The sequence below is a fragment of the Chishuiella sp. genome, assembly GCF_032109125.1.
GTDB lineage: Bacteria > Bacteroidota > Bacteroidia > Flavobacteriales > Weeksellaceae > Empedobacter.
In genome coordinates this window covers 1-14,048 of record NZ_DAMCLZ010000019.1, presented here as the reverse complement: position 1 = coordinate 14,048, position 14,048 = coordinate 1, and the positions used below count along the sequence as shown (strand labels likewise).

The 14,048-nt window shown below is 26.0% G+C and carries 14 protein-coding genes; 9 read left to right on the top strand and 5 right to left on the bottom strand.

The window, feature by feature from the left end:
- Positions 1–2: 2 nt before the first annotated feature.
- Together RT575_RS14655 and RT575_RS14650 are read left to right on the top strand one after the other, a co-directional pair.
- Positions 3–1,412 (top strand): S41 family peptidase, encoded by a 1,410-nt coding sequence (locus RT575_RS14655; protein WP_313581851.1) that lies wholly within the window; start codon positions 3–5, stop codon positions 1,410–1,412.
- A 165-nt stretch (positions 1,413–1,577) separates the two neighbouring features.
- On the top strand, positions 1,578–2,978 hold the full coding sequence (locus tag RT575_RS14650) for a S41 family peptidase (protein ID WP_313581849.1): 1,401 nt from the start codon (positions 1,578–1,580) through the stop codon (positions 2,976–2,978).
- Between the two features lie 76 nt (positions 2,979–3,054).
- On the opposite strand, the gene RT575_RS14645 is transcribed toward RT575_RS14650, so the two are convergent.
- Positions 3,055–4,455: a serine hydrolase domain-containing protein gene (locus tag RT575_RS14645; protein ID WP_313581847.1), complete on the bottom strand. Its 1,401-nt coding sequence runs from the start codon at positions 4,453–4,455 to the stop codon at positions 3,055–3,057.
- Between the two features lie 103 nt (positions 4,456–4,558).
- On the opposite strand from RT575_RS14645, the gene RT575_RS14640 reads away from it, so the two are divergent.
- The 3 genes from RT575_RS14640 to RT575_RS14630 all read left to right on the top strand — a co-directional run bounded on the left by RT575_RS14640 (position 4,559) and on the right by RT575_RS14630 (position 6,414).
- On the top strand, positions 4,559–5,182 hold the full coding sequence (locus tag RT575_RS14640) for a TetR/AcrR family transcriptional regulator (protein ID WP_313581845.1): 624 nt from the start codon (positions 4,559–4,561) through the stop codon (positions 5,180–5,182).
- Between the two features lie 190 nt (positions 5,183–5,372).
- Positions 5,373–6,029 carry a hypothetical protein gene (locus RT575_RS14635; protein WP_313581843.1) on the top strand — a complete coding sequence of 219 codons (657 nt, stop codon included), beginning with the start codon at positions 5,373–5,375 and terminating at the stop codon, positions 6,027–6,029.
- Positions 6,030–6,090: 61 nt separating this feature from the next.
- Positions 6,091–6,414, top strand: a complete 324-nt coding sequence (locus RT575_RS14630; protein ID WP_313581841.1) for a helix-turn-helix domain-containing protein — start codon at positions 6,091–6,093, stop codon at positions 6,412–6,414.
- 4 nt (positions 6,415–6,418) lie between these two features.
- Here the strand turns inward: RT575_RS14630 and RT575_RS14625 are convergent, their stop codons facing one another.
- Complete coding sequence (locus tag RT575_RS14625; RefSeq protein ID WP_313581839.1) at positions 6,419–6,877, bottom strand: VOC family protein; 459 nt, start codon at positions 6,875–6,877, stop codon at positions 6,419–6,421.
- 125 nt (positions 6,878–7,002) lie between these two features.
- Between RT575_RS14625 and RT575_RS14620 the strand changes: the two genes are divergently transcribed.
- A complete protein-coding gene (locus RT575_RS14620) occupies positions 7,003–7,416 on the top strand; it encodes a hypothetical protein (RefSeq protein ID WP_313386045.1) in 414 nt (137 codons plus the stop codon).
- A 248-nt stretch (positions 7,417–7,664) separates the two neighbouring features.
- Here the strand turns inward: RT575_RS14620 and RT575_RS14615 are convergent, their stop codons facing one another.
- Both RT575_RS14615 and RT575_RS14610 read right to left on the bottom strand, forming a co-directional pair.
- Positions 7,665–9,926: an NADP-dependent malic enzyme gene (locus RT575_RS14615; RefSeq protein WP_313581837.1), complete on the bottom strand. Its 2,262-nt coding sequence runs from the start codon at positions 9,924–9,926 to the stop codon at positions 7,665–7,667.
- A 181-nt stretch (positions 9,927–10,107) separates the two neighbouring features.
- Complete coding sequence (locus tag RT575_RS14610; RefSeq protein ID WP_313581835.1) at positions 10,108–10,398, bottom strand: hypothetical protein; 291 nt, start codon at positions 10,396–10,398, stop codon at positions 10,108–10,110.
- Between the two features lie 256 nt (positions 10,399–10,654).
- Here RT575_RS14610 and RT575_RS14605 point away from each other — a divergent pair, with 256 nt between their 5' ends.
- Entirely contained in the window at positions 10,655–11,497 is an 843-nt protein-coding gene (locus RT575_RS14605; RefSeq protein ID WP_313581834.1) for a hypothetical protein, read from the top strand.
- Between the two features lie 11 nt (positions 11,498–11,508).
- Entirely contained in the window at positions 11,509–12,648 is a 1,140-nt protein-coding gene (locus RT575_RS14600) for a thiol-activated cytolysin family protein (protein WP_313581832.1), read from the top strand.
- 60 nt (positions 12,649–12,708) lie between these two features.
- On the opposite strand, the gene RT575_RS14595 is transcribed toward RT575_RS14600, so the two are convergent.
- The gene (locus RT575_RS14595) at positions 12,709–13,239 is read right to left on the bottom strand and encodes a YfiT family bacillithiol transferase (RefSeq protein WP_313581830.1); all 531 of its coding nucleotides are present in this window, start codon (positions 13,237–13,239) and stop codon (positions 12,709–12,711) included.
- A 96-nt stretch (positions 13,240–13,335) separates the two neighbouring features.
- On the opposite strand from RT575_RS14595, the gene RT575_RS14590 reads away from it, so the two are divergent.
- Positions 13,336–13,935: a nitroreductase family protein gene (locus RT575_RS14590; RefSeq protein WP_313581828.1), complete on the top strand. Its 600-nt coding sequence runs from the start codon at positions 13,336–13,338 to the stop codon at positions 13,933–13,935.
- Positions 13,936–14,048 lie beyond the last annotated feature (113 nt).

Here is a 14,048-nt window from a genome sequence, read left to right as displayed (position 1 = left end):
TGATGAAAAAAAACAATTTTTTACTTCTATTTTTCATAGGTCTTTGCTCATACTCTTTTGGTCAGGAATGTACATGTGAAAGTAATTTTTTATGGACAAAAAAAACTTTTGAAGAAAATGATGCTGGGTTCAATTACATCTTACAGAAAAAAGGAAAAGAAGCTTATGATCTTCATAATAAAATTTTTCTTGAAAAGGTAAAACAACTTCCAAACAATTATCAATGTGCCAATACAATTGATACTTGGGTTCGCTTTTTTCGTGATGGACATATTGGAATTAATTACATAAAACCAAAACCTGAAGAAAATAGTAAACAGCTTGAAATATTAAAATATAATGAAAAAGATTTCAAAAAATATTTAGATAAACTAAAAATTAATAATAACATAGAAGGTATTTGGGATAACAATGGAGAAAAAATTGGAATTGTAAAGATTAAAAATCAATACAAAGGTTTTATTCTAAATACAAATAGCAAAAATTGGGCAATAGGAGAAGTAAAAACAATATTTAATGAAAATGATGGTCTTTTTTATTCTTCTAATAAAATTGAAAATAAAATATCTACTATTAAAAAAATTGGAAATTCATATTTAAAATTAGGTGATATTTTATTGAAAAAAGATTATCCAAAGGTAAATCAAGATCAATCGATTGAAAAAGGTTATCAACAATTAACTTCAACAAAGCCTTTTTTTGAAAAATTAGATTCAAACACAGCTTATTTAAGAATCCCCGATTTTGAAATAACTGAAAAAAAACTAATTGATAGTGTAATTGCAAAAAATAAAGAAATTATACTATCTACTAAAAATTTAATTATTGATGTAAGGAATAATCCTGGAGGAAGTGATAATGCCTTCGAACAACTAATTCCTTTCTTATACACACAACCTATAAGAACTGTAAGTGCTTTATTTTATTCTACGGAATTAAATAATCAAAGAATGTATGAGTTATCCAATAATCCTGACTTTGATGAAGAATCAAGAAAAAAATTCAAAGGATATTTTGAAAAATTAGATGCATCAAAAGGAAAATATGTTGATCTATTTAATAAAGAAGTTAACATTACAAAATTAGATTGTGTTTATGAATATCCTCAAAATATTGGAATTGTAATTAATCATAAAAATGGAAGTACAACAGAACAATTTTTACTTAATGCAAAACAGAGTAAAAAAGTAAAATTATACGGAAAAACAACAAAAGGAATGCTAGACATTTCTAATGTAAACATTGTTGAATCTCCATGTAAAGATTTCGAATTATATTATGGTTTATCTAAAAGTTTTAGAATTCCTGATTTTGCTGTTGATGATATTGGTTTACAACCTGATATTTTTATTGATGGTACAATAGAAGATTATAATTGGATCCATTTTGTTGAAGAACATCTTAATCAATAATCAATTTGTAAATAATAAAAATATAAAGCTCATTTAAATTATTAAATGAGCTTTATATTTTTATTATTTATTTAGAATATTTTAATTTTGAATTATAACTTACTCAAAAACAATATTGCACATATAATTCATTTACTTTAAATTAGTTTTAACATATTTAACACAATGAATTTAAAAACTATTCTTGGAAGCTTATCGATTATTTTAACCATTAATCTAAATGCTCAAACAACTTCAAAATACATTACGAAAGATAAATTAAATCAAGATTTTGATTTCTTGGTAAAATCAATAAAAGAAACTCATCCCAATCCTTATTCTGTGATTTCTAAATCTGATTTTGATTATCAGGTTTCCTCTATCAAAACTAATTTCAAAGATTCTCTAAACCTTAAATCTTACTATCAACTTATAGCTCCATTTGTAGCTTCGTTACACGATGGGCATACATCATTAACTTTCCCTGGTCGTAAACTTCTAAATTCAGATGATCATCTTTTTCCATATATCATAAAAGCATCTATAGAAAAACCCTACTTAAAAGTTACTGAAAATATAAGTAACGAGTATATGCAAATTCCTGTCGATGCTGAAATTTTAAAAATAGATAATCTAACTTCAGAAGAAATAATTCAGAAAATTATTAAAAATACAAGTGGAGAAAGTGATATTTATAGGTTAAAAATGGGAGCAGATTTTAATATGTTTGCTTTTCTTTTTGGTTCTTTTCATGAGCTAAAAGAAAATACAAATGTTGAATATAATTATAAAAACAAAAATCACAATATTACAATTCCAACTGTTACACTAAATGAATTAATGGAAATTGCAAAAAAAAGAAATCCTTCTTCAAACAATAAATTAATTGAAGAAATCCCATCATTTTCGTTAGATATTGATAATCATAACAAAACAGCTATTATAGATATTCATTCTTTTGACGATAAAAAAAAGTTTGAAGATTTTTTAAAAGAAAGCTTTGAACATATTAACTCAAAAAAAATAAAAAAATTAATTATAGATATACGTGAAAATGGTGGAGGAAATTCAGTTCTAGCAGAAGAATTGATGAAATATATTTCTAAAGAACCATTCCGATTATTTGACAAAACATTAATTAAATATAGTCAACTGCAAAAAGATTTTTATGATGATTATTGTAAAAATGATTCACAATATTGTGAAACATATAATTATATAAAATCTAAAAAAAATGGAGAAATAGATATTTTTTCAATCAAAGATTTAATATTACCATATCCAAAAGAAAAACAATTTAAAGGAAAAATATATTTGTTAACAAGTTCAAGAACTTTTTCATCTGCGATGAATTTTGCTCAAGCATTTAAACATTATAAAATTGGTAAAATCATTGGTGAAGAAACTGGTGGTTGGATTGTTTCTTATGGAGATAAAATTATAACTAAGTTACCCGAATCAAATATTCCTTTATCTATTTCTACCAAACAATTTTATACTGTTGGAACAAATGATAAAGATTTTCATGGCGTAAAACCTGATGTTAAGATAAAAGCTGAGAATGCTTTAAAATATATTCAAAAATAGAAATTTAACAAGTTCAAAAAATATAAAAAAATAACGTTACCTAAAACTGATAACGTTATTTTTTTATATATAATTTTTATTTTCTGATTCCTGATCCCATTAATGAACCATACTGTAACATTTCTAATTTCATTTTTCCATCTTCTTGTTTTATAAATTTAAGAACTCCATCGGTTCCTCCTTGACGTACTGCCTGAAATTCATTCTCATCTACAGGGAAAAATCTCATATCCCAAGCGACTCTTGATGAATTATGAACAAGATATCCATCCAGATAAGTAATAAATTGTTTTTCATCTTTTTCATCTATATAAGTTCCTATATATTTTTTTATTTCAGATTCAGGTGAATTAATTTTTCTTTTGTACTCAATAGAAAGAGGTTTATAATCTAAAATCTCATTGATATTAGCATATGGATAAGTTCCCATTTTAAAATTCTGTAATACAATTATTGTTCGATCTTTTACCATATTATGATAAACAAATGTTGAATATCCATCCCAACTTCCTGTATGACCAAATGAAAATTTATTTTCTCCTTTAGATAGGTCTAAACCAAATCCATAATTTATATTTTGACCTTCTGTTGTTTTAGTAACTGAGGTCATTAAATCAAATTCATCAGGAGAAAAAAAAGTATTATTTTTTAAGGTATTAATCCATTTATATAAATCCTCTACAGTTGAATTTACTTTTGCAGTTCCTACAATTCCATCTAATTTATAAACCATTTTATCATCATAACCTGGAGCCTCATAAATTACTTTATCAAAAGTATTTTTCGCCCAAACATAACCGATTGCATAATTTTTAATTTTTTTAGGAGATTGTCTACGATTATATACAAAAGTGTTTTTCATTTTCAAAGGTTTAAAGATATTTTTTTCTAAAAATCTTGAATATTCTATTCCAGAAACCCTTTCTATAATAGTTGCCAATAAAGCATAATTAGTGTTTATATATCTATGTTTTTGTCCTGGTAAAAATTGTAATGAATCTTTTTTTACAGCATAATAATTAATTAAATCTTGATTTGTAGCTATCGTATTATCATCTATATTTTTTGATAAATCAATTAAGTATTCAGGTATTCCACTCGTATGTCTTATTAAATCTAAAATAGTTACATTATTCCAGAATTCTAATTCAGGTAAATAATCAGAAATTTTATCTTTATAATCTAATTTTCCATCTCGTTTAAGTAATACAATTGCTGCTGCAGTAAATTGTTTAGAACAAGAAGCTAGCTCATATATTGTTGTTGAATTATTCTTAGTCTTCTTTACTTCATTACTAAATCCAAAACCTTTATTGTAAATTATTTTTCCCTTATCAGAAATTAAAACAGTTCCATTAAATTGATTCTGATTATACATAAAAGTAAAAATACTATCTAATTGATTTTCTTGTCTACTCTTTTGTGAATAAACAAATGCGTTAGCTGTAACTATAATTAATAATAATACTTTTTTCATTTACTATAAATACTTGTTTTACAAATATAAAAAAAGTCACTAATTAGTGACAAAATATATTTTTTATTTTATATTTGCTTAACTATTACCAAAATAATTTTAAATGCAAGAAAAAAAAATACCTCTACGAAATAAAGATAAAAGCAAACAAAAATTTCTAGATGCCGTAGCAAGTATTTTAAAAGAAAAAGGATATGAAGGCTTAAAAGTAAATGACATTGCTCAAACAGCTGGACTAGATAAAAAATTAATTTATAGGTATTTTGGTAATACAAATGGTTTATTAGACGAATACATATTATCACAAGATTTTTGGAGTAATGTGACTACGGAATCAGAAAACGATAAAAAAGAATTTGACGGAAAAGATTTTACAAGAGAATCTTTAATCAATCAGTTTGATTATGTTTTTCAAAATAAAGAATTTCAAAAAATAATACTTTGGAGACTTTCAGAAGAAAGGGGTTCATTAAGAAATTTAACAGATAAACAAGAAGAAAATGGAGAATTATTATTTAATGCATTTGCTGATTCCCATTTTGGAGAAAATTCAGGAACTTTTAGAGCTATTATGGCTATATTAATTTCTGGAATTTATTATATGAATCTTTATGCACAGATTAATGGAAGTATTTTTTGTGGGATAGATTTACAAAAAGAAGATGGACGTGAGAAAATAAAAGATGCATTAACATTTTTGGTTGATCAAACTTATAAAAAGTTATAAAATACAAACTATAATTACATGGTTAGGACAACGAATATAAAATCTGATTATTAATTGTTTTTATATTAAAGTTGTTGAACCTACCTAGATTTACTACAATAAGCCATTCTGACAAGATGGCTTATATTTTTTATAATATTATTACACAAATTAAAATAATATAAATTAGTGCTCTAAAATAGATTGAGTAATGAAAGCTACAATTTTTTCAAATAAAGATGTAATAGGAACTACAAATTTAGAGGTTGGAGATTTTTCTATGGGAGGATTATATGGCGATTTCTATCCTAATGATAATTACTTCTCAAAAATTCAAAAATATGTCTGGAAGTTTTGGTCTTCTAAAAACACTGATTTTAAAGAATGGAATTCCCTGAAATTTAATATTCAACTAGAAAATGAAATGTTTTTAATGCCCATTGGAGGAATTACTTTTGATGATGTAGAAGAATTAAAACATGACCAAAAAAGAATTGATTTAGCTGGAGTTGACACCAAAATAATTGAAGATTTTATTATTAATAATACAAGAACTTTTTTGGAAGAACCTTGGGAAAGTATTTCTATAGAACAAAAATTAGCTTTTGAAAATGAATTAAAAAAAGAAATAAATTCTAATCATATTTTAGCTGGTTCTTCTTTTTCTGCATTTTCCATAAAATCTGGTTGTAATAATGTTTTATTTGAAATTAATAGTAAAAAAATTGAACAACAATTTGCACTAGTCCATTTGACATGGAAAGGTAAAAATGATGATAAAAATTTTCCGAAAATTGAATTATTCAAAGACTTTGATGAATTTAAATATCTGAGAATGTTCCCCGATAAGATTGAATGGGAATACTAATAAATAATAAAGTTATTTAAATTTTTGAAAATCATATTTATTTTTACTTTATTGAACAAAAATGAAAAAAGAAAATTCTACAAATTCAATAAATGCTGTGGCATTGAGAAATTTTTGTAATGCACACAATGTTTTATCTGAAATTACTGGACGATGGAAGGTTTCTATTATTTTTTCTTTGGAAGAGGATAAAAAACTTTACTCTGAATTTAAATTAATCTTACCTGACATAACGGATAGAGTTTTATCTAAACAATTATCTGAACTTAAGGAAAATGATATCATAGAAAATGATAAAAATAAAACTCAATCCAATTACTTTTTAACTGAAAAAGGTAAAAAAATACTAAATTTATTAAAATATATTAATCAGTTAGATTTATGATTACTTACTGGAAATTTACATTTTCTAAAAATTCTATAACTTCTCCATTTGGGCTATATACTAAACTATTTCTCACGTTAATAGACTTTTGATGATTAGCCAATTTTATTTCAAAAACACCTTGACTTAAATCTTTTGCACCGTTTTTTAAGGCTTCTTCTCTTGCTAACGTTGCATTCTTTACAGTAAAACAAATATGTAATATTGAATTTTCTACAAATTCTTCGTTCTCTTTTCTTTTTCTTCCTTGTGTAGGAATATCAGCATCTTTATCGAAAAGTTCTATAAATGTGTTTATTTTTTCGCTATAAATCATCATTCCTTTTTTTAATTGAAAAATAGGAAGTGACCAAGAATGAACTTCTTTGAATCCTAATGCTTCATAAAATTTTAGTGTTTTATCGAAATCTATGACCTTTATTGAATAATGATGAAATGCTGTGATATTGTCTGATAAATTCATTTTATAATACTATTTACACAAATCTATTACTCTACTTTTTTGAAAACAAGAACTTACAAAATTGTAAGTTGTTAAGTTGGTTCATAGTTTTTTCGATACCTTTATATTTCAAATTATTGAAAAAAGTGAAAAGATTATTGTTACTTATTGCTCTGTTTATTTTCTCTATTGCTGCTAATGCGCAAACAGAATATAAAATTGAAAGTTTCAAAACTCCATTGGTTGCTAAAAAAATGCTGTTTGATTGGTTCGGAAAATGGGATAAAGTTTTATATACAGAAGACAATCAAATTTTATTGGTTTGGAAAAATAGAAATGTAATTAATGAAGCTCCAGAATCTTTTACATTAATTGCTTCTAGCTTTGAAGATGGAGAAGAAATGTATGGAATTGTTCAGGTGCTGACAGCTTCGCAACATGATGCTTTGGCAAAAGATTCACCTTATAGAGAATATATTAATGAATTTTTGAAAACACTTTCTAAAAAAGAAGTCAAAAACAGACGTTTTTATAAAGAATATATAAAATTAGAATATTAGAGATGATTAATAGATTTGAATTTATATTATATAAGAGTGTCGATTGTCATTCTGAACTTGCCAATTATCACTCTGAGCCTATAGAAGAGTTTATGAAATTTCTAAAAAATTTATGTTTCGACAGGCTCAGCATGACATGAAACAAGAGTATAATTAAAATTCAATAAAACTATTATTTTAAACAAGTTAATTGATATAAAAAAGGATATTTACTTCATGTAAATATCCTTTCTATTTATAATTTAAAATTATCTTTTTTGAGCATCTATTACTGCAATAGTCACCATGTTTACCACTTCTCTCACTGTACTATCTAACTGCAATAAATGAATTGGTTTTTTCATCCCAATTAAAATTGGTCCTACTGCTTCTATATTTCCTAATTCCTGTAATAATTTATATGAAATATTTGCAGATTCTAGATTTGGAAAAACCAACGTATTTGCATGTGTTCCTGCTAATTTAGAAAAAGGGAAATTACTTTGTAATTTTTCTTTATTTACTGCAAAATTTGCTTGTAAATCTCCATCTACTTTTATTTCTGGATGATTTTTATGTAAATAATTGACAGCATTTTGAACTTTAGATACTGTTTCACCTTTATTTGAACCAAAATTAGAATAAGACAATAATGCAATCTTAGGCTCAATTCGAAGTTTTTTCACCGTTTCATTGAACTGAATTGTCATATTAACAAGATCTTCTGAAGTAGGATTTAAATTGACAGTTGTATCTCCCAAAAAGATTGGTCCTTTTTCTGTTAACATCATATACATACTCGCCACTTTTTGTCCTTCTTCTGCTCCTATTAATTCTAAAGCTGGACGAATAGATTGAGAATAGTTTTTTGTCATCCCAGAAATCATAGTATCAGCAAAACCAAACTCAACCATACAAGAACCAAAATAATTACGATCTCTTAATAATTTTTTGGCATCAGAAATAGTAACTCCTTTTCTTTGACGTTTACTATAAATAAAATCTACAAATTGATTATAACGATCAGAATCTTCTTCTGCAATAGGATCTATAATTTCTACATCATCCAATTCTAAAACATATTCCTTAATCATTTTTTGAATTTTAGCTTTATTACCTAAAATGATTGGAATCGCAATTTTTTCTTCTTTTACAATTTGTGCCGCTCTAAGAATTTCGAATCTATCTCCTTCTGCAAATACAACTCGTTTAGGGTTTGTTTTTGCTGTTTGTGTAAGATTACGCATAATCGTACTGTCTTTACCAATACGTTTTATAAGAGATATTTTATACTCTTCGAAATCTGTTATATTATTTTTTGCAACTCCAGTTTCCATTGCAGCTTTAGCCACTGCTGCTGATACTTCTGGTAATAAACGAGGATCATTTGGTTTTGGAATAATATAATCTTTTCCAAACTTAATAGAATGATTGTTATAAGCCTGTGTTACAACTTCCGGAACTGGTTCTTTTGCCAATTTTGCTATTGCATGTACAGCTGCAATTTTCATTTCTTCGTTAATAGTTGTAGAACGAACATCTAATGCTCCTCTAAAAATATATGGGAAACCTAAAACATTATTTACTTGATTAGGAAAATCAGATCTTCCTGTTCCCATAATTATATCATTACGTGTCCCAACTGCCAAATCATAAGCAATTTCTGGGTTTGGATTTGCCATTGCTAATACAATTGGTTTTGGTGCCATTGTATTTAACATCTCAGCCGAAAGAACATCTGCAGTAGACAATCCAATAAAAACATCTGCACTTTTTACCGCATCTGCTAAGGTAGAAATATCACGTTCTGTTGCCCATTCTTGTTTTGTTGCATTAAGATCTGTTCTGTCTTTACGAATAACACCTTTACTATCTAACATAACAATGTTTTCCTTTTTTGCCCCGACAGATATATACATATTGGTACAAGAAATTGCTGCAGCTCCTGCTCCATTTACTACAATTTTTACATTGGCAATATTCTTTTCTTGTAATTCACATGCATTAATAAGAGCTGCACCAGAAATAATTGCAGTTCCATGTTGATCATCGTGCATCACAGGAATATTCATTTCTGCTTTTAAACGTTGTTCTATTTCAAAGCACTCTGGCGCTTTAATATCTTCTAAATTTATTCCTCCAAAAGTTGGTTCTAATGCTTTTACAGTATTTATAAATTCATCTACATTTTTTGTATCCAGTTCGATATCAAAAACGTCTATATCTGCAAAAATTTTAAATAAAAGACCTTTACCTTCCATTACAGGTTTAGATGCTACAGCGCCTATGTCTCCTAACCCGAGAACTGCTGTTCCATTACTAATTACTGCAACAAGATTTCCTTTTGCTGTATATTTATAAGCATTTTCTGGATCTTTTTCAATTTCTAAACAAGGTTCTGCTACTCCAGGAGAATAAGCAAGAGATAAATCTCTTTGTGTTTTTGTAGGCTTTGTAGGTACTACAGCAATTTTTCCTGGTTGTCCCATAGAATGGTAATCCAACGCATCCTTTTTACGATTTTGATTCATTTTTTTGAGGTTTATATTATTCCAATATTAAATTAATAAAAAAAACATGATTCAATTCATGACAAATGTTGTGTTTTGATATTTTTAAATACTTTTTTTTGCTAATTTGAATAAAAAATGGTTGTATTGTTATTTAAATAACAATACAACCATTTTTTATCTACACTTCTTTTTTTTAATATTAAACTTCTTTTGTAGTCACAACTACTTTACCTGAATATTTTATTCCATCTACAATTACTATATTTTTATCAACATTAATTGTTAAAATATCACTAGGATTTATTTTAGTAAATACTTCTTTTGATACATTGACATTATTTAAAATGTATAAAGAATCATTAGCTTTTAATTTAGAAATATCAGTGGAGCAAACTATGCCTTTATTAGTATCATTTTTTTGAACAACTTCTTGTGCAAAAGAAATATTAGCAATTAAAGAAGCAAAAATTACAATCAAAACTTTTTTCATACTATTTTTTATATATTAATACTATGTAAGTTAAATAATTTTCAATTAACAATAACTATTATTGTTAAAAACTTTGTGTTGAAATATTGAAATATTTATTTTTTGCAAAAAAATAACTTCAAAACTTATTGAGTAACTTAATTAAACTACTTCACTTTATTGTAAATTGCTGTAAATCAAAAATTAACATTTTTTATTCTTGTGTTAATAATGAAAAATATATTTTTGTCTTACCTAAAATAAAAAACTACTACCTATGAAAAAATTAATACTTTTTAATTTAATATTATCATTTTTTTTAGCGTTCATATCTTGTTCAAGTGATGATGATGCTATTTCAATCGAAAATTCGGAAAATGATTTAAAACTTCTACTCAACCTAAAAAAAACTTCTACAGGTTCTAATTTATTAAACTTACAAGTTGGAGATACCTTAACTTTTAAGTATACAATAACTTCGAATTTCGAATCAGACAATCCTTATGAAATTTCACCAATTTCCACTATAACGGAAAAACATCAGGTAATTAATAAAGATTATGAAATATTTTTTAATGATATAAAAGTGAATAAAATTGTTACAAACAATAAAGAAGGAGAATTCAAATATTTGATTAAAAGAGCTGGAAATTTTGATAATATTTTTATACTATCAGCAGAAAATAAAGCCAATAAAATATATAAGGACGAATACAATCTTTTTTTTAATGCTGTAAAAATTGTTGCTTATAGTTATATTACTAAAACTAAAAAAGGTGGAACTTTTAATCATTCAAGATGGAATTATTACAATAAAATATATGTAGAAACAGGTTTTGAAAAAAATGATAATTTTCTAAATAATTCTAAATACGATATTAAATTTTTACACTTAAGTAGTACATTCGAGAATTTCCAAAAAAATTTAAGTTCTGACTTTTATCCAGTCCAAAATTACGAAGGAGGTAGTAATCCCTCTATAAAACCAACTCTTATAAATAGTATAGCTTTTACTAAAGAAGTAGGAAATGATAGAGTTAAAATAACTTACGATAATATTCCCGTTACTTATTTTGGAAGACAAGATTCCTGGGGAAATGACGGAAAAAATAATTTTTAACCTAAATAAACATGAAAAAGAATTTATTTAAATTTTCAATCTTACTCTCTGTACTTCTATTTTCATCTTGTTCTAATGATGATAATTCATCTTCAGACAATGATATAAATGGAATGAAAGCAATTTCATTCGAAATGAAAGCAGACAAAGAAATTTCTGCAAAAGCTACAGGAAATACTGCCGTTATAAATGGTGAAGCGAAAAAAGAATATTCAGTCACTACAGAGAAATCTGATATGGTAGATGTTCCTTCCCTTAGTAGAGAATCTGGTATAGAATCTACATTATTATATCCTGGAAGTATATTAAGAGGATCTTCTTTTATAAATGGTGTTTACGATCCTCTTATTCTAAAAAACTCTTTTAAACCAGTTAATTTATTTTTGACCATAAAATCTAATGGATTAAATGGATCAATACAAGTAAATCCAACAGGAAGTAGTGTTAATAATGGAATTTCTACTTTATTAGGAAACTATAAAGATAAATTTTCTGTTGAATATATTCCTGCTAATTATAGCTATGAAAGTACAGAAATAAACAATGAAGAATCATTTATAAAAGCAAGCAAAGTACATGCAAAAGCTAACTATTCTATTTTGGCTTCAGCCTCGTTTGGTTATTCTAATAGCCAAAATACAGTAGAAAAAAAGAAATATGTGTTAGTCAAACTTAATCAAACGATATATTCAGCCGGAATAGATCCCAAATATCAGACAGATTGGATAGAAGGTTCTATATCTAAAAAAGAAGCAGGAGATTATGAACCTGTATACATTAGTAGCATAGATTATGGTAGAGCGGCTTATATTAATATAGAAACTGATCTTAGTACTAAAGAAGCCGAAAAAATGGTAGAATCTTCTATTAAAGTTGGGATAGGAAAAATAGGAGGTAATATAGATTATAATTACAATGAAAATTTCAAGAAATTATTTAGCTCCAATAAAGTAAAAGTTTCTATTATAGGGGGAGATGCAAAAACAATTGTTACAAATTATGATAGCTTTATAAAATATTTGAGCTTAGGAAATGATGATTCATTCTTATTAACTGCTGCACCTATATCTTATACAATCAGAAAATTATTGAACAACACTCAAGTTTCTATTGTTAACCAATATAAAGACGTGCAAAATATTTACAGATAAAACAATGTTTTACTAAAATAAAGAGTTGTCTTCAAATAATATTGTAAGACAACTTTTTTATTAAAAACCTTTTTTTGCATTTATTATATGTGCTAAATGGTGTTCACAATGCCAAGCATAAATACCTATATTCGTTTTCAAAGCAATTTTTTCTTCATTTTCTGGATGCAAAAATTCTTTTTCTAATTCAGAATCATTCAAATTTTTAAGCAAATAAACCCATTTTTCATGCAATCCTTCCAAAAGTTTTAATGCACTTTCTATAGGATATTTTTTTGTATCAGATAATTCTGCCCACAAATTCTCTGAATATGGTTTTATTGTAGGGATATCTTCCGTTAAAGCAAGCTTAAATCTAATTAAACTATTCATATGACTATCTGCACAATGATGAACAACTTGTCGAATTGTCCAACCATTTGGTCTATATTGTTTTTCAAGCTCTTTTCCTGAAAGACTTTCTGTTTCAAATTTTATTTTTTCAGGAAATTCTTCAATTTTATGAATCCATTTATCAATAATATTTTTATCAATAATCTCTGGCATTTCAAATTTTCCTATCGGATATTTTAGTTTCTCTATGTCTTGCATTTTATAAATAATTGATATTCTAAATTAATTGAATATAGCTATTAACCAACAAATGTTATAGATATTATTTTTATCTTTATTTAAATTAAAAATAAAATGAGTTTTTTAGATTTAGCTAATAATAGATATACAACAAAAAAGTACAATCCAAATAAAAAAGTTAGTTCAGAGCAAATTGAAGAACTAAGAGAAATCATTCGATTAAGTCCTTCATCAATTAATAGTCAACCTTGGAAATTTCTTTTTATAAAAAATGAAGAGATAAAAAATAAATTAGCAGAAGTTTCTTTCCATAACACACAAAAAATAAAAGAAGCTAGTTTATTGGTTGTTTTTACTGCAATAGATGATATCAATATATTCGAAAAACAGCTTCATGAAAATTTATCACAAGGACATATTGATTATTACAATCAAAAAATGAAAAATAAAGATCTAAATGAAATAAAATTATGGTTTAATAACCAAATTTATATCTCATTAGGGTTCTTTCTTTCTGCTTGTGCTGATTTAGGATTAGATAGCACAGCAATGGAAGGAATAGAAAAAGATAAATACAATGAAATTTTAGATTTAAAAGGTTATAAAACAATTGTTGCTGTAGCTGTAGGTTATAGAGATGATGAAGATTTTAATCAACCTAGTTTAAATCCTAAATTACGTTTATCTAAAGAAAATGTAACAGAAATTATTTAAAATAATTCGTTTATAAACATAAAAAACTCTCAATATAAATTGAGAGTTTTTTGTTTCTGGGTGAATGATGGGTCTCGAACCCACGACCTCCGGAACCACAATCCGGCGCTCTA

Excerpts from the sequence above, each read along its gene's own strand:
- RT575_RS14655 (WP_313581851.1), top strand. The coding sequence starts at position 3 with ATGAAAAAAAACAATTTTTTACTTCTATTTTTCATAGGTCTTTGCTCA.
- RT575_RS14650 (WP_313581849.1), top strand. The coding sequence starts at position 1,578 with ATGAATTTAAAAACTATTCTTGGAAGCTTATCGATTATTTTAACCATT.
- RT575_RS14645 (WP_313581847.1), bottom strand. The coding sequence starts at position 4,455 with ATGAAAAAAGTATTATTATTAATTATAGTTACAGCTAACGCATTTGTT.
- RT575_RS14640 (WP_313581845.1), top strand. The coding sequence starts at position 4,559 with ATGCAAGAAAAAAAAATACCTCTACGAAATAAAGATAAAAGCAAACAA.
- RT575_RS14635 (WP_313581843.1), top strand. The coding sequence starts at position 5,373 with ATGAAAGCTACAATTTTTTCAAATAAAGATGTAATAGGAACTACAAAT.
- RT575_RS14630 (WP_313581841.1), top strand. The coding sequence starts at position 6,091 with ATGAAAAAAGAAAATTCTACAAATTCAATAAATGCTGTGGCATTGAGA.
- RT575_RS14625 (WP_313581839.1), bottom strand. The coding sequence starts at position 6,877 with ATGAATTTATCAGACAATATCACAGCATTTCATCATTATTCAATAAAG.
- RT575_RS14615 (WP_313581837.1), bottom strand. The coding sequence starts at position 9,926 with ATGAATCAAAATCGTAAAAAGGATGCGTTGGATTACCATTCTATGGGA.
- RT575_RS14610 (WP_313581835.1), bottom strand. The coding sequence starts at position 10,398 with ATGAAAAAAGTTTTGATTGTAATTTTTGCTTCTTTAATTGCTAATATT.
- RT575_RS14605 (WP_313581834.1), top strand. The coding sequence starts at position 10,655 with ATGAAAAAATTAATACTTTTTAATTTAATATTATCATTTTTTTTAGCG.
- RT575_RS14600 (WP_313581832.1), top strand. The coding sequence starts at position 11,509 with ATGAAAAAGAATTTATTTAAATTTTCAATCTTACTCTCTGTACTTCTA.
- RT575_RS14595 (WP_313581830.1), bottom strand. The coding sequence starts at position 13,239 with ATGCAAGACATAGAGAAACTAAAATATCCGATAGGAAAATTTGAAATG.
- RT575_RS14590 (WP_313581828.1), top strand. The coding sequence starts at position 13,336 with ATGAGTTTTTTAGATTTAGCTAATAATAGATATACAACAAAAAAGTAC.